At 57.6% G+C, this 20079-nt stretch carries 19 protein-coding genes; 12 read left to right on the plus strand and 7 right to left on the minus strand.

Annotation, left to right across the window (positions count from 1 at the left end):
- The first annotated feature begins 90 nt into the window (after positions 1-90).
- From pyrC to AC27VJ_RS01620, 4 genes are all read left to right on the plus strand, one after another.
- Entirely contained in the window at positions 91-1128 is a 1038-nt protein-coding gene (pyrC, locus tag AC27VJ_RS01605; RefSeq protein ID WP_488682559.1) for a dihydroorotase, read from the plus strand.
- 70 nt (positions 1129-1198) lie between these two features.
- Entirely contained in the window at positions 1199-1897 is a 699-nt protein-coding gene (locus AC27VJ_RS01610; RefSeq protein WP_488682560.1) for an orotate phosphoribosyltransferase, read from the plus strand.
- Between the two features lie 95 nt (positions 1898-1992).
- The gene (locus AC27VJ_RS01615) at positions 1993-2919 is read left to right on the plus strand and encodes a carbohydrate kinase family protein (protein WP_488682561.1); all 927 of its coding nucleotides are present in this window, start codon (positions 1993-1995) and stop codon (positions 2917-2919) included.
- Between the two features lie 148 nt (positions 2920-3067).
- Complete coding sequence (locus AC27VJ_RS01620) at positions 3068-3307, plus strand: hypothetical protein (RefSeq protein ID WP_488682562.1); 240 nt, start codon at positions 3068-3070, stop codon at positions 3305-3307.
- A gap of 49 nt (positions 3308-3356) precedes the next feature.
- Here the strand turns inward: AC27VJ_RS01620 and AC27VJ_RS01625 are convergent, their stop codons facing one another.
- Positions 3357-3992 (minus strand): CatB-related O-acetyltransferase, encoded by a 636-nt coding sequence (locus AC27VJ_RS01625; protein WP_488682564.1) that lies wholly within the window; start codon positions 3990-3992, stop codon positions 3357-3359.
- Positions 3993-4264: 272 nt separating this feature from the next.
- Here AC27VJ_RS01625 and AC27VJ_RS01630 point away from each other — a divergent pair, with 272 nt between their 5' ends.
- Positions 4265-5617, plus strand: a complete 1353-nt coding sequence (locus AC27VJ_RS01630; protein ID WP_488682565.1) for a dicarboxylate/amino acid:cation symporter — start codon at positions 4265-4267, stop codon at positions 5615-5617.
- Positions 5618-5696: 79 nt separating this feature from the next.
- On the opposite strand, the gene pgi is transcribed toward AC27VJ_RS01630, so the two are convergent.
- Complete coding sequence (pgi, locus tag AC27VJ_RS01635; RefSeq protein WP_488682566.1) at positions 5697-7322, minus strand: glucose-6-phosphate isomerase; 1626 nt, start codon at positions 7320-7322, stop codon at positions 5697-5699.
- A 106-nt stretch (positions 7323-7428) separates the two neighbouring features.
- Positions 7429-9141 carry a long-chain fatty acid--CoA ligase gene (locus AC27VJ_RS01640; protein ID WP_488682567.1) on the minus strand — a complete coding sequence of 571 codons (1713 nt, stop codon included), beginning with the start codon at positions 9139-9141 and terminating at the stop codon, positions 7429-7431.
- Between the two features lie 275 nt (positions 9142-9416).
- Here AC27VJ_RS01640 and AC27VJ_RS01645 point away from each other — a divergent pair, with 275 nt between their 5' ends.
- The 5 genes from AC27VJ_RS01645 (at position 9417) to AC27VJ_RS01665 (ending at position 14420) form a co-directional block, all read left to right on the plus strand.
- Entirely contained in the window at positions 9417-10469 is a 1053-nt protein-coding gene (locus AC27VJ_RS01645; protein WP_488682568.1) for an ABC transporter ATP-binding protein, read from the plus strand.
- A 149-nt stretch (positions 10470-10618) separates the two neighbouring features.
- A complete protein-coding gene (locus tag AC27VJ_RS01650; RefSeq protein ID WP_488682569.1) occupies positions 10619-11641 on the plus strand; it encodes a Fe(3+) ABC transporter substrate-binding protein in 1023 nt (340 codons plus the stop codon).
- Positions 11642-11894: 253 nt separating this feature from the next.
- A complete protein-coding gene (locus tag AC27VJ_RS01655) occupies positions 11895-13571 on the plus strand; it encodes an ABC transporter permease (protein ID WP_488682570.1) in 1677 nt (558 codons plus the stop codon).
- Between the two features lie 96 nt (positions 13572-13667).
- A complete protein-coding gene (locus AC27VJ_RS01660; RefSeq protein WP_488682571.1) occupies positions 13668-13949 on the plus strand; it encodes a DUF2218 domain-containing protein in 282 nt (93 codons plus the stop codon).
- A 78-nt stretch (positions 13950-14027) separates the two neighbouring features.
- A complete protein-coding gene (locus AC27VJ_RS01665; protein WP_353576848.1) occupies positions 14028-14420 on the plus strand; it encodes a PRC-barrel domain-containing protein in 393 nt (130 codons plus the stop codon).
- A gap of 172 nt (positions 14421-14592) precedes the next feature.
- On the opposite strand, the gene AC27VJ_RS01670 is transcribed toward AC27VJ_RS01665, so the two are convergent.
- The 4 genes from AC27VJ_RS01670 to AC27VJ_RS01685 form a co-directional block, all read right to left on the minus strand.
- Entirely contained in the window at positions 14593-14838 is a 246-nt protein-coding gene (locus tag AC27VJ_RS01670) for a DUF982 domain-containing protein (protein WP_113087981.1), read from the minus strand.
- A gap of 373 nt (positions 14839-15211) precedes the next feature.
- A complete protein-coding gene (locus tag AC27VJ_RS01675) occupies positions 15212-16429 on the minus strand; it encodes a class I SAM-dependent methyltransferase (RefSeq protein ID WP_488682572.1) in 1218 nt (405 codons plus the stop codon).
- Positions 16416-17255 carry a DUF1365 domain-containing protein gene (locus AC27VJ_RS01680; RefSeq protein WP_488682573.1) on the minus strand — a complete coding sequence of 280 codons (840 nt, stop codon included), beginning with the start codon at positions 17253-17255 and terminating at the stop codon, positions 16416-16418. Before AC27VJ_RS01680 ends, AC27VJ_RS01675 begins: the two co-directional genes overlap by 14 nt.
- Positions 17252-18616, minus strand: coding sequence for an NAD(P)/FAD-dependent oxidoreductase (locus tag AC27VJ_RS01685; RefSeq protein WP_488682574.1), 1365 nt, complete (start codon positions 18614-18616; stop codon positions 17252-17254). Before AC27VJ_RS01685 ends, AC27VJ_RS01680 begins: the two co-directional genes overlap by 4 nt.
- A 117-nt stretch (positions 18617-18733) precedes the next feature.
- Between AC27VJ_RS01685 and AC27VJ_RS01690 the strand changes: the two genes are divergently transcribed.
- Together AC27VJ_RS01690 and AC27VJ_RS01695 are read left to right on the plus strand one after the other, a co-directional pair.
- Positions 18734-19411, plus strand: coding sequence for a sigma-70 family RNA polymerase sigma factor (locus AC27VJ_RS01690; RefSeq protein WP_488682575.1), 678 nt, complete (start codon positions 18734-18736; stop codon positions 19409-19411).
- The gene (locus AC27VJ_RS01695) at positions 19408-20067 is read left to right on the plus strand and encodes a ChrR family anti-sigma-E factor (RefSeq protein WP_488682576.1); all 660 of its coding nucleotides are present in this window, start codon (positions 19408-19410) and stop codon (positions 20065-20067) included. Before AC27VJ_RS01690 ends, AC27VJ_RS01695 begins: the two co-directional genes overlap by 4 nt.
- The last annotated feature ends 12 nt before the right edge of the window (positions 20068-20079 follow it).

The raw sequence follows: 20079 nt of genomic DNA on the forward strand, positions 1-20079 counted from the left end.
GCAATTCCAGCAAGCTGTCGGTCTTGTTTTACGCATGTCGTTATCGCAAAACCGCGGCACTTTTGCGCGACATGCTTTGGAGGCCCCACGATGAAGTCGATCACCCTTCGCCGCCCTGATGACTGGCACCTGCATTTGCGCGATGGTGCGATGCTGGAAGGCGTGATCGGTGATAGCAGCCGCCATTTCGCGCGCGCCATCATCATGCCCAACCTCGTGCCGCCTGTCGTGACGACTGCAGATGCGATTGCCTATAAGGACCGCATCGTAAAAGCCATTCCAGCGGGTGATCGTTTCGAACCGCTGATGACGCTGTACCTGACAGAACACACCAGCCCTGACGATGTGGAAGAAGGTAAGACAAGCGGCCTCATCACCGCCGTCAAGCTCTACCCCGCCGGTGCCACCACCAATTCCCATGGCGGTGTGCGGGATATGGATAAGGCCATGCCGGTGCTGGAGCGCATGGCGAAGATCGGCCTGCCGCTTTGCGTGCACGGCGAAGTAACGACGCCGGAAGTGGATATTTTCGACCGCGAAAAGGTTTTCATCGATACGGTTCTGGACCCGTTGCGCCAGCGCCTGCCGGAACTGAAAGTCACGATGGAGCATGTGACGACGCGCGATGGCGTGGATTATATCAAAGCGTCCAAGGCCAATCTGGCCGGATCGATCACCACCCACCACCTCATCATCAACCGCAACGCCATTCTGGTCGGCGGCATCAAGCCGCATTATTACTGCCTGCCGGTGGCCAAGCGCGAAGAGCATCGTCTGGCGCTGCGCGCTGCCGCGACCTCCGGCGATATCAGGTTCTTCCTCGGCACGGATTCCGCCCCGCATGTGGACCCGTTGAAGGAATGCGCCTGCGGTTGCGCCGGTGTCTACACTTCCATCAACACCATGAGCTGCCTTGCCCATGTGTTCGAACAGGATGATGCGCTGGACAAGCTTGAAGCCTTTGCTTCGCTGAACGGCCCGGCTTGGTATGGTCTGGCGCCGAATGACGAGACGATCACGATGGTCAAGCGCGATGAGCCGGTGAGCTTCCCCGCCAAGATCGACACCGGCGCAGGCCCGGTCACGGTGTTCGACCCGATGTTCCCGCTGCACTGGGATGTGACCTGATTTTTTCAATCGCTGCCGGTTTATCCGGCAGTTCTTTTATGCACTCGATGATCAAAAGAGGAAAATGTCGATGTCCCAGTTTACATTCACGGATCGCGCCCTTGTGGCTGAACTTGTTGCGAAGATGTTGTGGGAAATCAAGGCGGTGCATTTCAATTCGGAAAACCCCTACACCTTCGCATCCGGCATGAAGAGCCCGGTCTATATCGACATGCGCAAGCTGATTTCCTATCCCCGCATCCGCTCCGCCGTCATGGATTTCGCAGCGGCCAAGATCGTTGCCGATGCGGGCTTCGAGAAATTCGATTGCGTGGCCGGTGGTGAAACGGCTGGCATTCCCTTCGCGGCCTTCTTGGCGGAGCGTCTGGGCCTGCCGATGATCTATTGCCGCAAGAAACCCAAGGGCCATGGTCGCAATGCGCAGATTGAAGGCCATATGCCGGAGGGCGCGTGCGTGCTTGTGATCGAAGACCTCACGACCGCTGGCGGCTCCATGTTTACCTTCATCGATGCTATCAGGGCTGCCGGTGGCATTGTCGATCACGGCATTGCGCTGTTCTATTACGGCATCTTCCCGGAGGCCGAGGCACGTTTTGGCAACGGAAACGTGAAGCTGCATTACCTCAGCACATGGCGCAATGTTCTGGCGGTTGCTCGCGCGGAAAAGCTCTTCGATGACAAGACGTTGTCGGAAGTCGAGGCCTTCCTCGACAACCCGCTGCCATGGTCAGCTGCGCGCGGCGGGGTCAGCGAATTGCCGCAATCCTGATCTTGTTTGGGTGAGAATTTTCGGTTGGCAGACATCTGGCCATTTCGGGCGAAGTTGTTTAAATCGATTTAGTTTTTGATACGGAGGAGGACCGGATGATCCTGTGTTGTGGTGAAGCCCTAATCGACATGCTGCCGCGTGAAACCACGAAAGGCGAGCCGGGTTTTGCGCCCTATGCGGGCGGGGCGGTCTTCAACACGGCTATCGCGCTGGGGCGTCTCGGCGTTCCCTCCGCCTTCTTCTCCGGCATCGCCGATGACATGATGGGTGAAATCCTGAAGGACACGCTGAAGGCCAGCAATGTCGATTATAGCCTCTGCGCCTTCTCGCACCGCCCCTCCACAATCGCTTTCGTGAAACTGGTGGATGGCCACGCGACCTATGCTTTCTACGATGAAGGCACGGCGCTGCGCATGCTCTCCGAGGCCGATCTTCCCAACATCGGTGCCGACTGCGAAGCCATGCATTTCGGGGCGATCAGCCTCATTCCCGAACCCTGCGGCGGGACCTATGAGGCGCTGTTGATGCGCGAGCACGAAAAACGCGTCATCTCGCTCGACCCCAACATCCGCCCCGGCTTCATCAAAGACAAGCAGAAGCATCTGGAACGCATCAACCGCATGGCGGCCAAGTCGGATATCGTCAAATTCTCGGATGAGGATCTGGCCTGGTTCGGTCTGGAAGGTGACGAAGACACACTCGCCCGTCACTGGCTGCACCACGGCGCCAAACTCGTCGTCGTCACCCGCGGTGCCGAAGGTGCAGTTGGCTATACCTCCAGCCTGCGCGTGGAAGTGCCAAGCGAACGCGTAGAGGTGGTCGACACAGTCGGTGCCGGTGACACCTTCGACGCCGGCATCCTCGCCTCGCTGAAGCTTCAGGGCCTGCTAACCAAGCCACAGGTTGCGGCGCTAACGGAAGACCAAATCGCCAAGGCACTGGCACTAGGCGCGAAGGCTGCGGCGGTGACGGTGTCGCGCGCGGGGGCTAATCCGCCTTGGGCGAAAGAGATTGGGTTGTAAGTTTAGGGTAGGTTAGGGGTTGCTGCCAGCCATCTGTGTCCCACTTGTTTCAAAGCCGGGGCGGTTTCAGTTCCTCATTTCCTCGCTCTGCCTTTCTTCGGCCAAAACGCTCGCTCTATAAGCTCACATGGAAACCCTTGAGACCTATATGCCTGAAGATATCGGTTCGATTCTGATGATGGCCGTTTTTGCGGTCATCGGAATCTGGCTGGTGATGTTTGTGGTGCGCAAGCTGATCGGGATTGCGCTGGTGGCCGCTGTGATCATTGGCGGACTTATGGTCTGGCAAAATCCTGCAATGCTGCTGCACGCGCAAGATACCGCCACGCGCTATTACGAAGAGTGGCACGATGGTGGTGTTTCCAACGGAAACCAGCAACGCTGGTAAAGTCTGCGGCGCATATTTCCGCTTGTTCGAAAGAACAACCGAGGCACGCCTAGAAATTGCCCGTCAAAGCCGCGATGTCGCCGCTGTTGAGTGCTTCAAGTTCCCCTTCAATCTTGTCGAGAGGCCAGTCCCACCAAGCGAGACGCAGCAACTGCTCGATGACGTCTTCAGAATAGCGCATACGGATAAGCCTTGCGGGGTTTCCTCCGACAACCGCGTAAGGCGGTACATTGCGCGTTACGACCGATGCTGCCGCAACGATGGCACCGCTGCCGATATGGACACCCGGCATGATGGCCGCGTTCTGACCGATCCACACATCGTGATCCACAATCGTGTCTTTGACAGGCAGATCCTTGTAGCCGAATGTCTCCGGCTTGAAGATGCGGAACGGATAGGTGGTGAAACCCGTCATTGGGTGGTTGGCTGAGCTTGTGATAAAATAGCTGCCTCTTGCTATCTGCACGAATTTGCCGATGACCAACCTTTCGCGGACTTCGTGACCAAGGAAGGGCGCCAGAATGGCTGCCGTGTCCTCCAGCTTCCCAAAATGCGTGTAATAGCTGAAATCACCGACATCCATGCGGGGATGATCGATGACATTCTTCAGATAGACGGTTTCCTCATAGACCCGCCCATCGGGCAGGGTAATGGGGTGAATGGCGGTCGCATCGAGAAGCGGCATTTGGCAAAAGCCCCGATAAAGAGGAGAGTTTGCCAAGGCTATGCGCTTCTATCCGCCTTTTCCATCTGCCGAGATGGATTGGTCTCATGAATTGTTTTGATCCGTGAGAAGCCGGTCCGTGCTGCTGCAGCTGATAAACAAAATTTCTAGTGAATCACGCGGGCGAGAAATTTCGTTCGTTGATATTGTGGACAAGAGGCAGAGAATAGAACCATCTCTTCATTTTCACGTTAGACGGTAGCGATCGTCTTTTCGTTTTTCACGGATACAAAATGTCTGCTTCATCCACCACACGGGCACATAAGCCCTTCTACGCGTCGTTCGGCTTCCAGGTCTTCGCCGCCATGGTTGTCGGTCTTGTGCTGGGCTATATCGCCCGACAGATGGGAGCGTCCGAGACGGGGCCGAATTGGCTGGTTCAGACGCTGTCGACCATCGGCTCGATTTTTGTTCAGTTGTTGCGCGCACTTGTGCCGCTGCTGATTTTCACCGCCATCGTGGCTTCCATCGCCAATCTGCGGGAGCTGAACAATGCGGCGCGGTTGGTGTGGCAGACGCTGTTGTGGTTTGCCATCACGGCTCTGATTGCCGTTCTCATCGGCATTACGCTGGGTCTGCTGATCCAGCCGGGCATCAATTCGGGCGTAGCAGTGACGGCTGCGGCTGCACCCTCCAGCACCGGCTCGTGGCTTGACTTTCTCAAAGGCCTCATCCCCGCCAACTTGCTCGGTCTTCAGGCATCGACCAAGGTCACCCCGGGTGGTGCGACGACCGCGCTCAACTTCAACGTCTTGCAGATATTGGTGATTTCGATTGCTGTTGGCATTGCCGCTTTGCAGGTGGGTGAAAAAGCAGAGCCTTTTCTGGCCTTCAACCGCTCGCTGCTGGCCATTACGCGCAAGATTTTGTGGTGGGTCATTCGCCTGACGCCCATCGGCACGATCGGTCTTCTCGGCAATGCCGTTGCCGTGTACGGTTGGGAAGCGCTGGCATCGCTCGGCTGGTATTCGGCGGCAATCTATATCGGCCTCGCCATTGTCCTTTTCGTCGTCTACCCTATCGTTCTTGCGGCAAACGGGCTGAACCCGATCCGCTTTTTCTCCGGCGCATGGCCAGCCATCCAGTTGGCCTTCGTTTCCCGCTCCTCCATCGGCACGCTGCCGGTGACAGAACAGGTCACGGAGCGCAATCTCGGTGTGCCGCGTGAATATGCCGCCTTCGCCGTGCCGCTTGGCGCAACCACCAAGATGGACGGCTGCGCGGCCATCTATCCGGCGATCTCCGCCATCTTCGTTGCACAGTTCTACGGCCTGCCGCTTGGCATTCAGGAGTATGTGCTGATCGCCTTCGTCTCGGTTCTCGGCTCTGCCGCAACGGCGGGTCTGACGGGTGCGACCGTGATGCTGACGTTGACATTGTCCACGCTCGGTCTGCCGCTGCAAGGCGTGGGGCTGTTGCTGGCGGTTGATCCCATCCTCGATATGGGCCGCACGGCGGTCAACGTGGCGGGTCAGGCACTGATCCCGACCATCGTCGCCAAGCGTCAAGGCATTCTCGATCAGGCCGCCTATGACCGTCAGGAAGGCATAGACGCGCTGGACCCTGCGGTGGCACCTGCCGAGTAAGGCGCGCGACCATCGCTGAAAACAACAAAACCCGCCGGTCGCCCGGCGGGTTTTCGTTATGGGAGACGATTGGACGTGCTTACTTCGCCAGCCCAGACAGCGCCTTGACCAGACCCTGCGTAGAGCTGTCATGTCCTTCGGCACTTTCCTTGCCTTCCACCACAGGCAGAAGGCCGGTTGCCAGTTCCTTGCCAAGCTCCACGCCCCACTGGTCGAAGGAGTTGATGCGGAACAGCACGCCTTCCACGAAGACGCGGTGTTCGTAGAGCGCGATGAGGCGGCCTAGCGCAAACGGCGTCAGCTTGTCGTAGACGAAGGTGATCGACGGGCGGTTACCGGTGAAGACACGGTGCGGCGCGATGAAATCGGCTTTCTTGTCGTCCATGCCCTTGGAGGTCAGTTGTTCCTTCGCTTCGGCTAACGTGCGGCCCTTCATCAGCGCTTCCGATTGCGCAAGGCAATTGGCGATGAGCAGCTGATGCTGGTGGCGCAGCTTCGGCTCGAAGCCATTGGCGGCGATCATGAATTCGGTTGGAATGACGCTCGTGCCCTGGTGGATCAGCTGGTAGAAAGCGTGCTGGCCATTCGTGCCGGGCTCGCCCCATACGACAGGACCGGACTGACCTTCGACAGGCGTGCCGTCGATGGTCACACCCTTGCCGTTCGATTCCATATCCAGCTGTTGCAGATAGGCCGGGAAGCGCGACAGGCGCTGGTCGTAGGGCAGAATGGCGCGGGTCGGGTAATCCAGCACGTTGCGGTGATAAAAGCCGATGAGACCGAGCAGCATGGGCAGGTTCTGGAGCACCGGCGCTTCGCGGAAATGGGTGTCCATGGCATGGGCGCCATCCAGGAACTTGCCAAAATTGTCAGGGCCGATGGCGATCATCAGCGGTAGGCCGATGGCCGACCAGATGGAGTAGCGACCGCCGACCCAATCCCAGAAACCGAAGACCCGGTCACTATCGATGCCGAATTTCGCGACCTTGTCGAGCGCGGTGGAAACGGCGCAGAAGTGGTGGCCGACGGCCTCTTCGCCCAGTTTGTCGGCGATGAAAGCGCGGGCCGTGGCCGCATTCGTCATGGTCTCGATGGTGGTGAAGGTTTTCGACGCAATGATGAAGAGCGATGTTTCCGGGTCGATCAGCTTCAGCGTATCGGCAATATGCGCGCCGTCGATGTTGGAAACGAAATGCGCGCGTGGACCGTCATGGAAGGGCGCCAATGCCAGCGTGGCCATGACAGGACCAAGATCGGAGCCGCCGATGCCGATATTGACGATGTCGGTGATCTTTTTGCCGGTTGCACCCTTCAGCGTGCCGGAGCGGATGGCATCGGCAAATTTGCCCATGGCGGCAAGCACGCCGTTCACGTCCGGCATCACATCCTTGCCTTCGACGAGAACCGGCGTGTTGGAGCGGTTGCGCAGCGCCGTGTGCAGCACGGCGCGGCCTTCGGTGAAGTTGATCTCCGCGCCGGAGAACATTTCGTCACGCTTTTTCTCGACGCCGCCTTCGATGGCCAGCTTTTCGAGAAGCGCCAGCACCTCGTCATTCACGGCGCATTTGGAATAATCCATCAACAGATCGTCGAAGCGCACGCTGAATTGCTCGAAACGATTGGCGTTTGCGGCAAAAGCGGCGCGAAGATCGGTGGCGGCAGTCTTCGCGGCAGTGGATTTCAGGTTTTCAACGATGGCCTGCATGGAATGCTCCTCATGCTCCGTGGAAGGATGAGGAAACTATTCTTTTTCATCGGGCTAAATCAAGGCGAGATAGCTAAATCGATTGAAATATTGTGAAGCACACCAATCAGTTAGCCAGCTTTCGAAGTTCACGCCGCAGGATCTTGCCAACATTGGTCTTGGGCAGTTCCGGCAGAAACTCGATATGCTTGGGCCGCTTGTAGTTGGTCAGGCTTTTGGCGCAGAAGGCCTTAAGCTCTTCCACCGTCAACGCCTGGTCTTTTTTCACCACGTAAAGCTTCACGGCCTCGCCGGAATGCTCATCCACAACGCCCACTGCGGCGCATTCCTGCACGCCGGGATGGGCCGCTGCCACCTCTTCGATTTCGTTTGGATAAACGTTGAAGCCCGAGACCAGGATCATGTCCTTCTTGCGGTCCACGATCTTGGTGTAACCCGCCTCATCCATGAAACCCATGTCGCCTGAGCGGAAGAAACCGTCCGGCGTCATCACCTTTGCGGTTTCATCCGGGCGCTGCCAGTAACCCGGCATGACCTGCGGGCCGCGGATGCAAATCTCACCCACTTCGCCAAGGGCCAAGCTGTTGCCGTCATCGTCGCGAATATCCACATCTGTGGATGGCATGGGAAGGCCGATGGTGCCGCTGAAATCGGAGCGGCCCAGCGGGTTGACGGTCGCAACCGGGGAGGTTTCCGAAAGGCCGTAACCTTCGCAAATATGGGTGCCGGTGATAGACGCCCAACGTTCCGCCACCGGGCGCTGAACGGACATGCCGCCACCCATGACGAGAACCAGCGAGGAAAGGTCCAGTTTGCGGAAATCCTCATTGTTCAAAAGCGCGTTGAACAGCGTGTTGATGGCCGGGAAAACATGCGGCGTGTAACCGGACAGCTCCTTGACGAAGCCCGGAATATCACGCGGGTTGGCAATCAGCAGATTGTGGCCGCCAAGGGCGACACCCATCAGCGAATTCACCGTCAAAGCGAAGATGTGGTAGAGCGGCAGCGCGCAAACGAAGTTCAGCACGTCCGGTCGCTTCTTGTGAACGAAGACCGCATCCATCCAAAGCGATATCTGGGCCTTGTTTGCCAGAAGATTGGCGTTGGTCAGAACCGCGCCCTTGGAAACACCCGTCGTGCCGCCGGTATATTGCAGGAAGGCAACGTCTTGGAGGCCGATATTCGCGGGCTTCAACTCCATTTGTCTGGATTGCGCCAGCACTTGCTTGAAGGTCACAGCCTGCGGCAGTGCATAGGCCGGAACCATCTTCTTGACCTTACGCACCACGAAATTGACGAGATGACCTTTCAGGCCAAGCAGATCGCCCATCGCGGCAACGATTACATGTTTCACATCGGTCTTGGGCAGCGCCTGTTGAACGACATGGGCAAAATTTTCCAGCACGAAAATGGCTTTCGCGCCGGAATCCTTCAGCTGATGTTCCAGTTCGCGGGGGGTATAGAGCGGGTTGACGTTCACCACTGTCAGTCCGGCACGCAGAATGGCGTAGGTCGCGACGGGGTTCTGCAGAATATTCGGCATCATCACAGCAACGCGGTCGCCCTTTTGCAGGCCCAGTTGCTGCAGCCACGCGCCGATGTGGCGGGTCTGTTCTTCCAACTGGCGGTAGGTCAACGATTTGCCCATGCTGGAAAAGGCCTTGCGATCCGCATAGCGAGCACAGCTTTTTTCCAGAAGTTCTGCCAGAGAGGCATAGCCAAGGTCGGGAAGTTCCGCAGGCACACCCTGCGGATAAGATGCTAGCCAAGGCCGCTGCACGATGCGCGTTTCCTCACGGCTCAAATTCCTGTCGCTCATAGTTTCCTCCCCATGCCGGCACTTGCAATCGCCTACGATGCACGCTTGTACCAGCCTGCTCCTCAGCCCGACAGGTGCGCCAGCGAATATTGCAATCGTAGATGAAGCCTCCAAAACCATCCACTCACATCAGCGTATTTAACTCTAACGTAAACGTCAACTATTGCCGCTCCAAATCGCAGGCGCTTATGAGGGGGTCGGAAACCGATTGGCTTTTGACTTTAATCCTGATTTGCGCGATCAACAAAACCACCAGAAATGCACGGAAACCGCCCATGTTAGATATCGCCGCTCTCACACTCAACACCATCGGAAAGCGTTTCGGCGATGTGAATGTGCTTGAGAATATCGACCTGACGGTCATGCGCGGTGAGATCATTTGCCTTGTCGGGCGTTCCGGCTGCGGCAAATCCACCCTGTTGCGCATCATTGCCGGTGTGGAAACGCCGGATGCCGGTTCGGTGATGATGAATGGACTTGAGATTGCCGGGCCAACGACCTTCATGGAGCCGGAAAAGCGTCGCATCGGCTTTGTGTTTCAGGATTACGCGCTGTTTCCGCATCTGACGGTGGAGCAGAATGTTCTCTTCGGCCTGAAGGGCCAGCCGAAAGCGCAAGCCAGGGCCCGGGCTGCTGATATGATCGAGCATGTGCGGCTGGCAGATCTGGCCAAGCGCTATCCGCATACGCTCTCAGGCGGAGAGCAGCAGCGTGTGGCGCTGGCGCGGGCTCTGGCGCCGAAGCCGGACATCCTCTTGATGGACGAGCCCTTTTCCAATCTCGACCGCGGCCTTCGCGATAGCGTGCGTGAAGAGACGCTCGGTCTGCTGCGCGATCTCAAAACCACGGCCATCATGGTCACGCATGATCCGGAAGAGGCATTGTCGGCGGGTGACCGGGTGGTTTTGATGCAGCAGGGCCGCATCGTCCAAAGCGGCACGGGTTACGAGGTGCATGATAACCCAGTCAGCCGGTACGCCGCCGATTTCTTCTGCGCCTTCAACAAGGTGGAAGGCACGGTCAGAAACGGCCATCTGGAAACACCCATCGGCAATTTTCCGCATAAGGGTGATTTGCGCGAAGGCGCGAAGGCTTTTGCCTATATCCGGCCCAGCGCCATCACCCTTTCCACCGTGGATGCGGGGGCGGATATCTCCGGCCACATCACTAGCCGGGTCTTCATGGGTGAGATCGAACAGGTGTCGGTCAGCGTCAGCGGCCTGCCGCAGGATTTGCGGGTCCGCAGCATGAAAAGAAGCCCTGCGGACATGCGCAATGTCGGCCTATCGGTTGCCAAGGACAGCGTCCTTATGTTCACTTCCGATTGAATTCCGAGATTTCGTCCTCAAAAAAAGCGTCATATTCAACTCAAAGTGACGAAATCCCCCTAAAAATATACAGGGCATAACTTGATTTAATTGATCAGGTATGGTGCATGCATCTCCGACATCATTTTCAAGTCTCAAGGGGGATAGACATGACATCTTCGACCGTCGCCAGAGTAGCACTTCTTGCCAGCACCGTTGCTTTCGCAGCAAGTGCTGCCAACACTGCTGAACTGAACATTTACACGACACGCGAACCGGCCCTGATCCAGCCGTTGCTCGAAGCCTTCACCAAGGAAAGCGGCGTCAAGGTCAACACCGTGTTCCTGAAGGACGGTCTGGCCGAGCGCGTCTTGAGCGAAGGTGCGAGCTCTCCTGCGGACGTTTTGATGACTGTAGATGCCGGTAATCTGGTTGATCTGGTCGAAAAGGGCGTGACACAGCCGGTCGAATCCGACGTGCTGACGAAGGCTATTCCCGCTGAACTTCGCGATGCCAAGGGGAACTGGTTTGCGCTTTCCATGCGTGCCCGCGTTCTTTACGCCGCCAAGGATGTCGATCTGTCTTCCTTCAATTACGAGGACCTCGCTGACGCCAAGTGGAAGGGCAAGGTTTGCATTCGCTCCGGCCAGCATCCTTACAACACGGCACTCTTTGCAGATTACATCGCCCACCACGGCGCTGAAGCAACCGAAAAGTGGCTGGCTGGCGTAAAGGACAATTTGGCCCGCAAGGCTGGCGGTGGCGATCGTGATGTGGCCAAGGACATTCTCGGCGGCATTTGCGATATCGGTATCGCCAATTCCTACTATGTCGGCCTGATGCGCTCCGGCAAGGGCGGCGAAGAGCAGGTCAAGTGGGGCGAGGCCATCAAGGTCATCCTTCCGACCTTCAAGGATGGCGGCACACAGGTCAACGTATCCGGTGCAGCGGTTGCCAAGAACGCACCGAACAAGGCCGAAGCCGTCAAGCTTCTTGAATATCTGGCTTCCGATGAAGCCCAGAAGATTTACGCCGAAGCCAACTACGAATATCCCGTCAACAAGGGCGCTGCCGTCGACAAGATCGTCGCCTCCTTCGGTGAACTGAAGATCGACAACAAGCCACTGACGGAAATCGTCTCGCACCGCAAGGAAGCCAGCCAGCTGGTGGATAAGGTCGGCTTCGATAATTAAGGGCGTTCGCTCTTTGGGACTGCGGCTCTTCAGACTCCGTCACCCCGTACTCGATACGGGGTCCAGCCAGCCCAAGTCATTGGGCTGAAAGACTCTTTAGCTGCGCAGACGCGCAGTCTGGATACTGGCTCAAGGCCGGTATGACGGAAGGGGAGATCTCTACGCCCATTTGTTTTCAGGCGCCCGTTTCACGCGGGCGCCTTGCCTGTTTCAAGCAACCTCGTATTCCGCGCGGCAAAACCTTAAGATCAGCATGCACGCCACCACCAGCACGGCCATTCCTTCCAAACCCAGACTGCGGATCAATTCCGCATTCTGGTGGCTGCTGGCATCCTGCATCATTGCCGCGCTCGCCATGCTGCCGGTGCTGGCGCTATTCTCGGAAGCGATCAAAGGATCGTCGGGGCTTTGGCAGCATCTGCGCGATACCGTGCTGGCAACGGCACTTCCGGAAACGCTGATACTTCTGCTCGGCGTCGGCCTGCTTGCCGGGGTCGTCGGTACAGCCAGCGCATGGCTCGTCAGCGCCTATGATTTTCGCGGGCGAAAGCTGCTGGAATGGGCGCTGCTGCTGCCGCTTGCCATCCCAACTTATATCGTCGCCTATGCCTATCTCGATATTCTGCATCCGCTCGGCCCGGTGCAGGGCGTGGTGCGCTGGGTGCTGGGATATTCCAGCCCGCGCGAATTTCGCCTGCCCGATATCCGCTCGATGACCGGCTGCATCATTCTGCTCGGCTTCGTACTCTATCCTTACGTCTATATCCCTGTCAGGGCGATGTTTCTGACGCAGGCCGGAAATCTGCTGGATGCCGCGCGCATGCTTGGAACCTCGCGACATGCGCTGTTCTTGCGAGTAGCGGTTCCGCTTGCCCGTCCGGCCATTGCGGTGGGTGTCAGCCTGGCACTGATGGAAGCGTTGAACGATATCGGTGCATCGGAATTTCTGGGCGTGCGCACGCTCACCGTCTCGATTTACACCACTTGGGTCACCAAGTCGGACCTGCCCGGAGCGGCGCAGATTGCGCTCTGCATGCTGCTGCTGGTCGTGGCATTGGTTGCCATGGAGCGATGGGCGCGGCGCAGGCAGCGTTACTCAACCTCCGCGCAGAAAAGCACGGTTCTCACCCCAGCACGCCTTCAAGGCCCGCGCGGCATTCTGGCCTTCGGCATCGGCAGCCTGCCGATCCTGATCGGCTTTGTGGCCCCGGCCATCTATCTCGTTGTGGAAGCATGGAAGCGTTTCCAGTTCAGCGGCCTTTCCTCGCGCTTTGCGGCGGAAGCCTTGAATACCGTCCTGTTTGCCGGAACGGCGACGCTGGTCACGGTCGGAGCAGGGCTGATCGTCGCCTATGCGATGCGGCTTGCTCCGGGCAAAACTTCGATCTGGTCCTTCCGCCTCGCAACCGTCGGCTATGCCGCGCCGGGAACCGTTATCGCCATTGGCGTGCTAATCGCGCTTGGTGGCTTCGACCGGTTTCTGGATGCGACGATGCAGCAATGGTTCGGCATCTCGACCGGCCTCTTGCTGATCGGAAGCGGATCGGCCCTGATCTTTGCCTATGCGGCACGCTTCCTCACGATTGCAGGCGGCGGCATCGATGCGGGGCTGAGCCGCATTCCGCTTTCTTTCGATCAGGCATCGCGAACCCTGGGTCGCAGTTCGACCGCTACCTTCCGCAGTATTCATCTGCCCTTGTCGAGGGCGGCCATGGCTGCAGCCGCCTTGCTGGTGTTTGTGGATTGCGTCAAGGAACTGCCAGCCACGCTGCTGTTGCGCCCCCTGAACTTCGAAACCTTCGCCACCCATCTCTACGGTGAAGCGGCGCGCGGCACCTATGAGGAGGCTTCGATTGCAGCACTGGCCATCGTGGTGATCGGCATTCTGCCGGTGATGCTGCTTGCTCGTGTTGGCCGGGTGAGGGCTTAGAAACAGCCCCATATGTTACCGTCTTTTCATTTGCCAAATTCCGTCAGCAGCAATAATCATGAGTTAATAATTCATGTTTATGCGAAAGGAAAAGACATGTTGGCAGCAAACGCGGAACTGGCCACCACAAGCGGCAGCAAATATCTCGTCCAGCTCTTCAAGCATTTTGCGCACAAGATAGAGGTCAACTACTCCGAAACCCACGGTGAATGCACCTTCGATTTCGGCACTGCCAGCCTCGATGCAGATGAGGAACGCCTGAAAATCGCGGTGACGGCACCCGACGAGGAAAAGCTTTCGCGCGCCAAATCCGTGGTCGAAAGTCACCTGTTGCGCTTTGCCTTTCGTGAAGAGATCGACAAGCTCGACTGGCACTGAAGGCAATTGTAAGGGAACGATTTCGCCGCCGGAGGATTTACAAACCATAACGAATACAAAACCTAAGGAGGAAACGTTATGGTACATCACGCACCGCAGGCCGGTCAGGACCCCTACGTCAAGGATACGCCAAGCTTCATTGCGAGCGATAAGGTCGAAGGCACGAGCGTCTATGGCGCCGACAGCAAGAAGATCGGTTCCATCCAGCGCATCATCCTTGAAAAGCGCGGCGGCCGTGTCGCTTACGCTGTCCTTAGTTTCGGTGGCTTCCTCGGCATCGGCGACGACTATTACCCGCTGCCATGGGAAAAGCTGCACTACGATGAAGAGCTCGATGGCTACCGTATTGATCTCACCAAAGAGCAGATTGAAAACGGCCCGAAATTCGCCAGTCGCGATGACGATAGCTATTTCGGAAACGATGATCGCAAGGTCTACGACTATTATGGCGTCCCGCCATACTGGATGTAATCTCCAGACAGACATGGCCCCGAAAGGGGCCATTTTCGTATGCGCTTTAGGCAGACCGTAAACAAAGAAAAAGCCGACCCGTAGTCGCCTTCATCAGACTGCGAATACGGTTCAGCTCTGACTTTTCAAGCCTTCATGATGGCAGCAAATGCCAGCCGTCGCTATATGCCCATCAATGCGACCGGTGGCCCCTGGCCTCGGACACCGCATCTTCGAAGCACCTGCGTGCTTCCTCCGGCGTCTTGCGTCCATCCAGTGCTGCGCGGCATGCGCTGCGAGCCCTGACGAAGGTCAATCCGCGTGTATGCGGCCAATTTTCAGTGAGCAATGCCAGTGCATCGAACGGCCCGGCAATGATGTTTCTGGTACTCGTGTCGAAATTCACTTCGACAGGCTCTGTCCATATAGTTTGTTTCATCGGACACCTCCCTAACAGCCCATGTCAACGACTGAAAAGTTGACATGGTTCCCGTCAGAAAGAATATTTGCAATGTCGCACTTTTACAACTGTAAAGTTGTTATTAGCGGAAGCCGAAAAAAGACAGAATTGCCAGAACGATAACGACCAGGCCGACGATGTAAATGATCTGATTCATGAATATTCTCCACGTTTTTATATCGAACAGAACCGATAGCCGGTTCCCAGACGTTCGATGCTGAACAAAAGGCACTCACCGTAACGTGAGTGCCTGCGTGAAGTTCCATGAATATGAGAATTTCATTGTGCACGAGCAGATTGCGCTCGTGCCATCTGCTTGGTCGGCCCGGCTTGAAGCGGGCCGCAAATACGGTCATGCGCCCCGCAGCTTGAACTGAACCACATCAATGGTGCCAGCCCGGAAACCGGCTGCGCAATAGTGCAGATAATACTGCCACATGCGGCGGAAACGCTCATCGAAGCCCAAGGGTTCGATGCGATGCCAGTTGGCGAGGAAGGCGCGGTCCCACAGCATCAGGGTACGGTCGTAATCCTTGCCGAAGCGCAGCGTATCGGGAACTGCAAAGCCTTCGGTCGCGGCAGCGTCACGAAAGGCTGTGACCGATGGCAGCATTCCGCCGGGGAAAATGTAGGTCTGGATGAAGTCGGCATTGCGACGATAGTCATCGAAGCGGCTCTCATCAATGGTGATGACCTGCACCATGGCTTCGCCACCCTTAGCCAGAAGCTCGCGTAGACGGCGGAAATAGGTCGGCCAGTTTTCCTCGCCCACAGCCTCGAACATTTCGATGGAGACGATTTTCGAATATTTGCCTTGGCAATCGCGATAATCCTCAAGCCGGATGTCGGCTCGGTCGGCAAGTCCTGCGGTGGCAAGACGGGCTCTCGCAAAATCGGCCTGTTCACGGGAGAGAGTCAAGCCGGTCACACGGCATCCGGTTTTGGCGATGGCATATTCGGCAAAGCCGCCCCAGCCGCAACCAACCTCCAGCACATGGTCTTCGGGGCCGATCTGCAATTGCTCGACAATGCGGTCGTATTTGGCATTCTGCGCCTCGGCCAGACTTTGTCCCGGTTTTTCGAACAGCGCTGAGGAATAGGTCATCGTCTCGTCCAGCCATGCCGAATAGAAACGGTTGCCGAGATCGTAGTGAAACGCGATGTTGCGGCGGCTTCCCGATTTGGAATTGCGACGCAACCGGTGGCGCAAAAAGGCGAAAGCAGAGACGAGGCGGGACGGTTCGGAAACGGACAGCCAGTTCTTCTCGTTGGCAATGGCCACTTCCAAGAGGGTCGCGATATCAGGCGTATCCCAATCGCCGTCCATATAGGATTGCGCAAAGCCGAGGCTGCCACCCATCAGCAGGCGGCGTACCACGCGGCCTCGGTTCAGCGAGACCACACCGTGAGGGCCTGGCTCCTGCCCATTGACCACAAATTCGTATCCGCCCGGAAACAGCACGGTCAGGCGCCCATGCGTCATGTTCGTCAGCCGGCGGCAGAGCATCCTCTGCCAAAGCGGTGCATGTTCCATCAGAAAGGGAATGGTTTCTTGCTCAGCGTGGCTCATGTTTCATTCCTCCCATTGGTGCGCCCGGCACGGTCACGTCGCTGACGATGACCGAACTGGCGATGCGATTGCTCGCGGTCTCATGTCGATAAATCGGATTGCCCTTTGCCCAGAGCAGCAGTGCTTCCCAGTGAATTGCGCCCATGATCTTCACCGTCATTAGCGGATAGGTGATCAGCGCTTTCAGGAGTGCATTGCCGCTCAGTGCACGGCGTTTGCCGGCAAAGGACGCGAACAGCAGTTCGCCCTGGCTATCGCGTTCGTTGATGGCCACCAGAACCTTGTCGTCCGGCGGCTGAATGCGAAAATCATAGGTGCATTCCATCGGTACGAAGGGCGAGACATACATTTCCTTGGCGCAGGAATGCTGCACCGTGCCGGTCTGACCGACCACGGCCGGAATGATATAGGTGTGCCGCTCGTGGAATGTGTTGCAGACCTCGTAGAGAATGGCGACGAGGCGATAGTCGTCTTGCGCGTCATGGCAGAAATAGACGGTCAGCGGATTGAAGACATAACCGAAGATCCGCGGGTAACACAGCATATCGACCCGCAAACCAGCATCCGAAACGTTAATGCCCGCATCGGCCAGATGGCTTGCGACCCAGCGCTTCAGCCCGCCTTTTTCGCCCATGCCATGGTCGCTATCATGAAAGCTGAAAACGGCGCGGCGGTTATAGCCAAATAGGCGCAAGCCCTTGTCCAGAAGCGGCAGCTCATCCAGATCCAGCAGCAGCGAAAACACGCGGTAGCGCATTTTGTGAGCGTGCGGGCGGTGGCGCGCATGCACGACATGTCCGGCATAGATGGCGGAGCGGAAGGTCATGGTGCCAGCGCCTTTTCCGGGGAAAGGAAGATGCGCCCGGACTCGTTTTCCACGTTCCATGGGCGCTTCACGCCGCCCACGGCTTCCGCGACGGCCAGACCCGATTGCAGGCCGTCCTCATGGAAACCGCTACCGAAATGCGCACCACAGAACCATGTGTTCCGGCGTCCTTGCAGGCTCCACAACAGCTTCTGGGCTTCCAGCGCCTTGGTGTCGAACAGCGGATGGGTGTAGTCGAAGGTGCGGATTATTTTCGTGGGATTGACCGGACGCGATGGATTGAGCGTCACGAACAGCGGCGTCGCCTCATCGATGTTCTGAAGACGGTTCATCCAGTAAGTGACACAAAGCTGTTCTGCGCCGGTGGAATTGGGCTCGCTGAGATAATTCCAGCTAGACCAGACATTGCGGCGTTTCGGCATCAAGGTCTCGTCGGAATGCAGAACGGCGGTGTTACGCGTATAATCGAAAGCGCCCAGCACGGAGCGTTCGTTCGCGTCCGCATCGGCCAACAGCGACAGGGCCTGATCGGCATGGGTCGCGATCACCACATCGTCGAAAACGGACAGATGGCCGGACCGGTCCAGCACCTTCACGCCGTCGTCGCTGCGCCTTATGCCCGCAATCTTGCTATCCAGAACCACCATGCCTTTGAACTGCGACATGATGCGCGAGACATATTCGCGGCTTCCGCCCTTTACGGTGCGCCACTGCGGACGGCCCGAAAGCTGCACGAGACCGTGATTGACGAAGAAGCGAATGAAGGCATGCAGCGGATAGGCGCGCATGCCAGCGGCAGTGGTGGACCAAATCGCGGCCCCCATGGGCAGCAAATGGTCATCGATAAAGGTCAGAGAATAGCCATTGCTATCAAGATATTCCCCAAGGCTCACACCTTGCAGAGACGCGTCGTCCAACAAGGCCGGGGCCTGCTTATAGAAGCGCATCACATCACGCACCATGTGCCAGAAGCGAGGGCGCAGCAGATTGGACCTCTGCCCGAAAAGTCCGTTGATGCTTGTGCCGGAATATTCCAATCGACCACCGCGCAGGGACGCTGCGAAGGACATATCGGAAGCTTCGGTTTGGACGCCCAGATGATCGAACAGGGCGACGAGGTTGGGATAATTGCGTTCGTTGTAAACGATAAAGCCGGTATCGACGGCAATATCGGCCTTTCCGGGCCGGTCGACAGTCACCGTATTGGCATGGCCGCCCAGCCTACTATCGGCTTCGAACAGCGTCACATCGGCGGATTTGTCCAGCAGCCAGGCCGCAGAAAGACCGGTTACGCCGGAGCCTATGACGGCAATCTTGCGTCGGGCGGGTCGGTTGCTGTTGGCTGTCGTGAAGTCCATCATATCAGGTTCCGCATTCGATCTGTCACACAATACGCATGAGGTCGGCGAATGGATTGCTGGCAGTGCATTTTTTTGTTGGCGGTGATCCGGTCGCGGGCGTCTGGCGTAATCGGATTCATGACAATAAACGTTTCCATAGACGGCCTTGCGTGCCAATATATTCCGCGTCACCGGACCAATCCGGTCGCAGGCAAGCTGTATGGAAGCGGAGTGAAGCCGATCCGCATGAATGATACCGTCAGGAACACAATCGAGAGCGAATGCCCGGGTCTTATCAAGGCCGTGGCTGCCGAGCGCAGCGTCGAGGCCTTCGAAGTGCTGTTTCGTTATTACGGCCCGCGTGTGCGGATTTATATGTTACGGCAGGTGCGCGATGCGCAGGCCGCTGAGGAACTGATGCAGGAAACCATGATGACGGTCTGGAACAAGGCCGCGCTTTTCGATCCGGCGCGGGGCAATGTTTCCGCCTGGATTTTCAGAATTGCCAGAAATTTGAGAATCGATGCGCACCGCAAGGACAAGCGCCCGGAATTCGATATCAACGACCCCGCCTTAGTGCAGGACGATGCCCCCGCTGCCGATACGCAGATGGAAGAGGTGCAGGATGCCGAGCGCCTGCACCGCGCACTGGCGCAGCTGCCGCAGGAACAGCTGGATCTGTTGAAGCGCTCCTTTTTCGATGAAGTTTCCCACAGCGCCATCGCCGAGCAATTGGGCTTGCCGATTGGCACCGTCAAATCGCGCATCCGGCTTGCCTTCGCCAAGCTGCGCGCGGCTCTGGAGTCACGCACATGAGTGTACGGCACCACGTCAGTGATGAATTACTGCTGGATTACGCATCCGGAAGCCTCGGCGAAAGCTGGAGCCTTGCCGTATCGACGCATCTGGCCCTATGTCCCGAAAGCCGTCAGCGGCTGGAAGCGCTGGAAATGACCGGCGGCGCGCTGCTCAGCGATATCGCGCCCGCAGATGAGGTGTCCGACGACCAGTGGCAGAAGATACGCAAGCTGCTGAAAGCGGAGGCAACGCCTGTATCCGCGAAACCGGTACCCCAGACAAATGACAATGCCGTTCTGCCGGAGCCCCTGCGCTCCTATGCGGGCGGTGATGTCGATGCGCTGAAATGGAAACAACTCGGCCCCGGTGCCTACCACTTCCCCATCCGCACACGGGATGGCGAAGCCAATGTGCGGCTGCTGCGCATCCCCGCAGGAAAGCCGGTGCCGGAACATACCCATGGCGGACGTGAACTGACCGTCGTTCTGTCCGGTTACTTCCACGATGGTGCGGATGTCTTCCGTCGGGGCGACTTCGAAGAAGCCGACGAGGATTTGACGCACCAGCCGATTGCCGGTGAAGGCGAAGACTGCATCTGCCTTGCCGTCACCGACGCGCCGCTGAAATTCAAGAGCTGGCTGGTTCGGCTGGTACAGCCGGTTCTCGGCATTTAAGGAGAATGGACG

Source organism: Agrobacterium sp. 20P9.1.2 (assembly GCF_057799395.1).

What these genes read in the sequence shown, in the direction of transcription:
- AC27VJ_RS01665 (WP_353576848.1), top strand. Translation starts at nt 14,028, where the DNA reads ATGGTACATCACGCACCGCAGGCCGGTCAGGACCCCTACGTCAAGGAT.
- AC27VJ_RS01675 (WP_488682572.1), bottom strand. Translation starts at nt 16,429, where the DNA reads ATGAGCCACGCTGAGCAAGAAACCATTCCCTTTCTGATGGAACATGCA.
- AC27VJ_RS01670 (WP_113087981.1), bottom strand. Translation starts at nt 14,838, where the DNA reads ATGAAACAAACTATATGGACAGAGCCTGTCGAAGTGAATTTCGACACG.
- AC27VJ_RS01660 (WP_488682571.1), top strand. Translation starts at nt 13,668, where the DNA reads ATGTTGGCAGCAAACGCGGAACTGGCCACCACAAGCGGCAGCAAATAT.
- AC27VJ_RS01630 (WP_488682565.1), top strand. Translation starts at nt 4,265, where the DNA reads ATGTCTGCTTCATCCACCACACGGGCACATAAGCCCTTCTACGCGTCG.
- pgi (WP_488682566.1), bottom strand. Translation starts at nt 7,322, where the DNA reads ATGCAGGCCATCGTTGAAAACCTGAAATCCACTGCCGCGAAGACTGCC.
- AC27VJ_RS01640 (WP_488682567.1), bottom strand. Translation starts at nt 9,141, where the DNA reads ATGAGCGACAGGAATTTGAGCCGTGAGGAAACGCGCATCGTGCAGCGG.
- AC27VJ_RS01625 (WP_488682564.1), bottom strand. Translation starts at nt 3,992, where the DNA reads ATGCCGCTTCTCGATGCGACCGCCATTCACCCCATTACCCTGCCCGAT.
- AC27VJ_RS01610 (WP_488682560.1), top strand. Translation starts at nt 1,199, where the DNA reads ATGTCCCAGTTTACATTCACGGATCGCGCCCTTGTGGCTGAACTTGTT.
- AC27VJ_RS01650 (WP_488682569.1), top strand. Translation starts at nt 10,619, where the DNA reads ATGACATCTTCGACCGTCGCCAGAGTAGCACTTCTTGCCAGCACCGTT.
- AC27VJ_RS01695 (WP_488682576.1), top strand. Translation starts at nt 19,408, where the DNA reads ATGAGTGTACGGCACCACGTCAGTGATGAATTACTGCTGGATTACGCA.
- AC27VJ_RS01645 (WP_488682568.1), top strand. Translation starts at nt 9,417, where the DNA reads ATGTTAGATATCGCCGCTCTCACACTCAACACCATCGGAAAGCGTTTC.
- AC27VJ_RS01615 (WP_488682561.1), top strand. Translation starts at nt 1,993, where the DNA reads ATGATCCTGTGTTGTGGTGAAGCCCTAATCGACATGCTGCCGCGTGAA.
- AC27VJ_RS01680 (WP_488682573.1), bottom strand. Translation starts at nt 17,255, where the DNA reads ATGACCTTCCGCTCCGCCATCTATGCCGGACATGTCGTGCATGCGCGC.
- AC27VJ_RS01690 (WP_488682575.1), top strand. Translation starts at nt 18,734, where the DNA reads ATGACAATAAACGTTTCCATAGACGGCCTTGCGTGCCAATATATTCCG.
- AC27VJ_RS01620 (WP_488682562.1), top strand. Translation starts at nt 3,068, where the DNA reads ATGCCTGAAGATATCGGTTCGATTCTGATGATGGCCGTTTTTGCGGTC.
- AC27VJ_RS01655 (WP_488682570.1), top strand. Translation starts at nt 11,895, where the DNA reads ATGCACGCCACCACCAGCACGGCCATTCCTTCCAAACCCAGACTGCGG.
- pyrC (WP_488682559.1), top strand. Translation starts at nt 91, where the DNA reads ATGAAGTCGATCACCCTTCGCCGCCCTGATGACTGGCACCTGCATTTG.
- AC27VJ_RS01685 (WP_488682574.1), bottom strand. Translation starts at nt 18,616, where the DNA reads ATGATGGACTTCACGACAGCCAACAGCAACCGACCCGCCCGACGCAAG.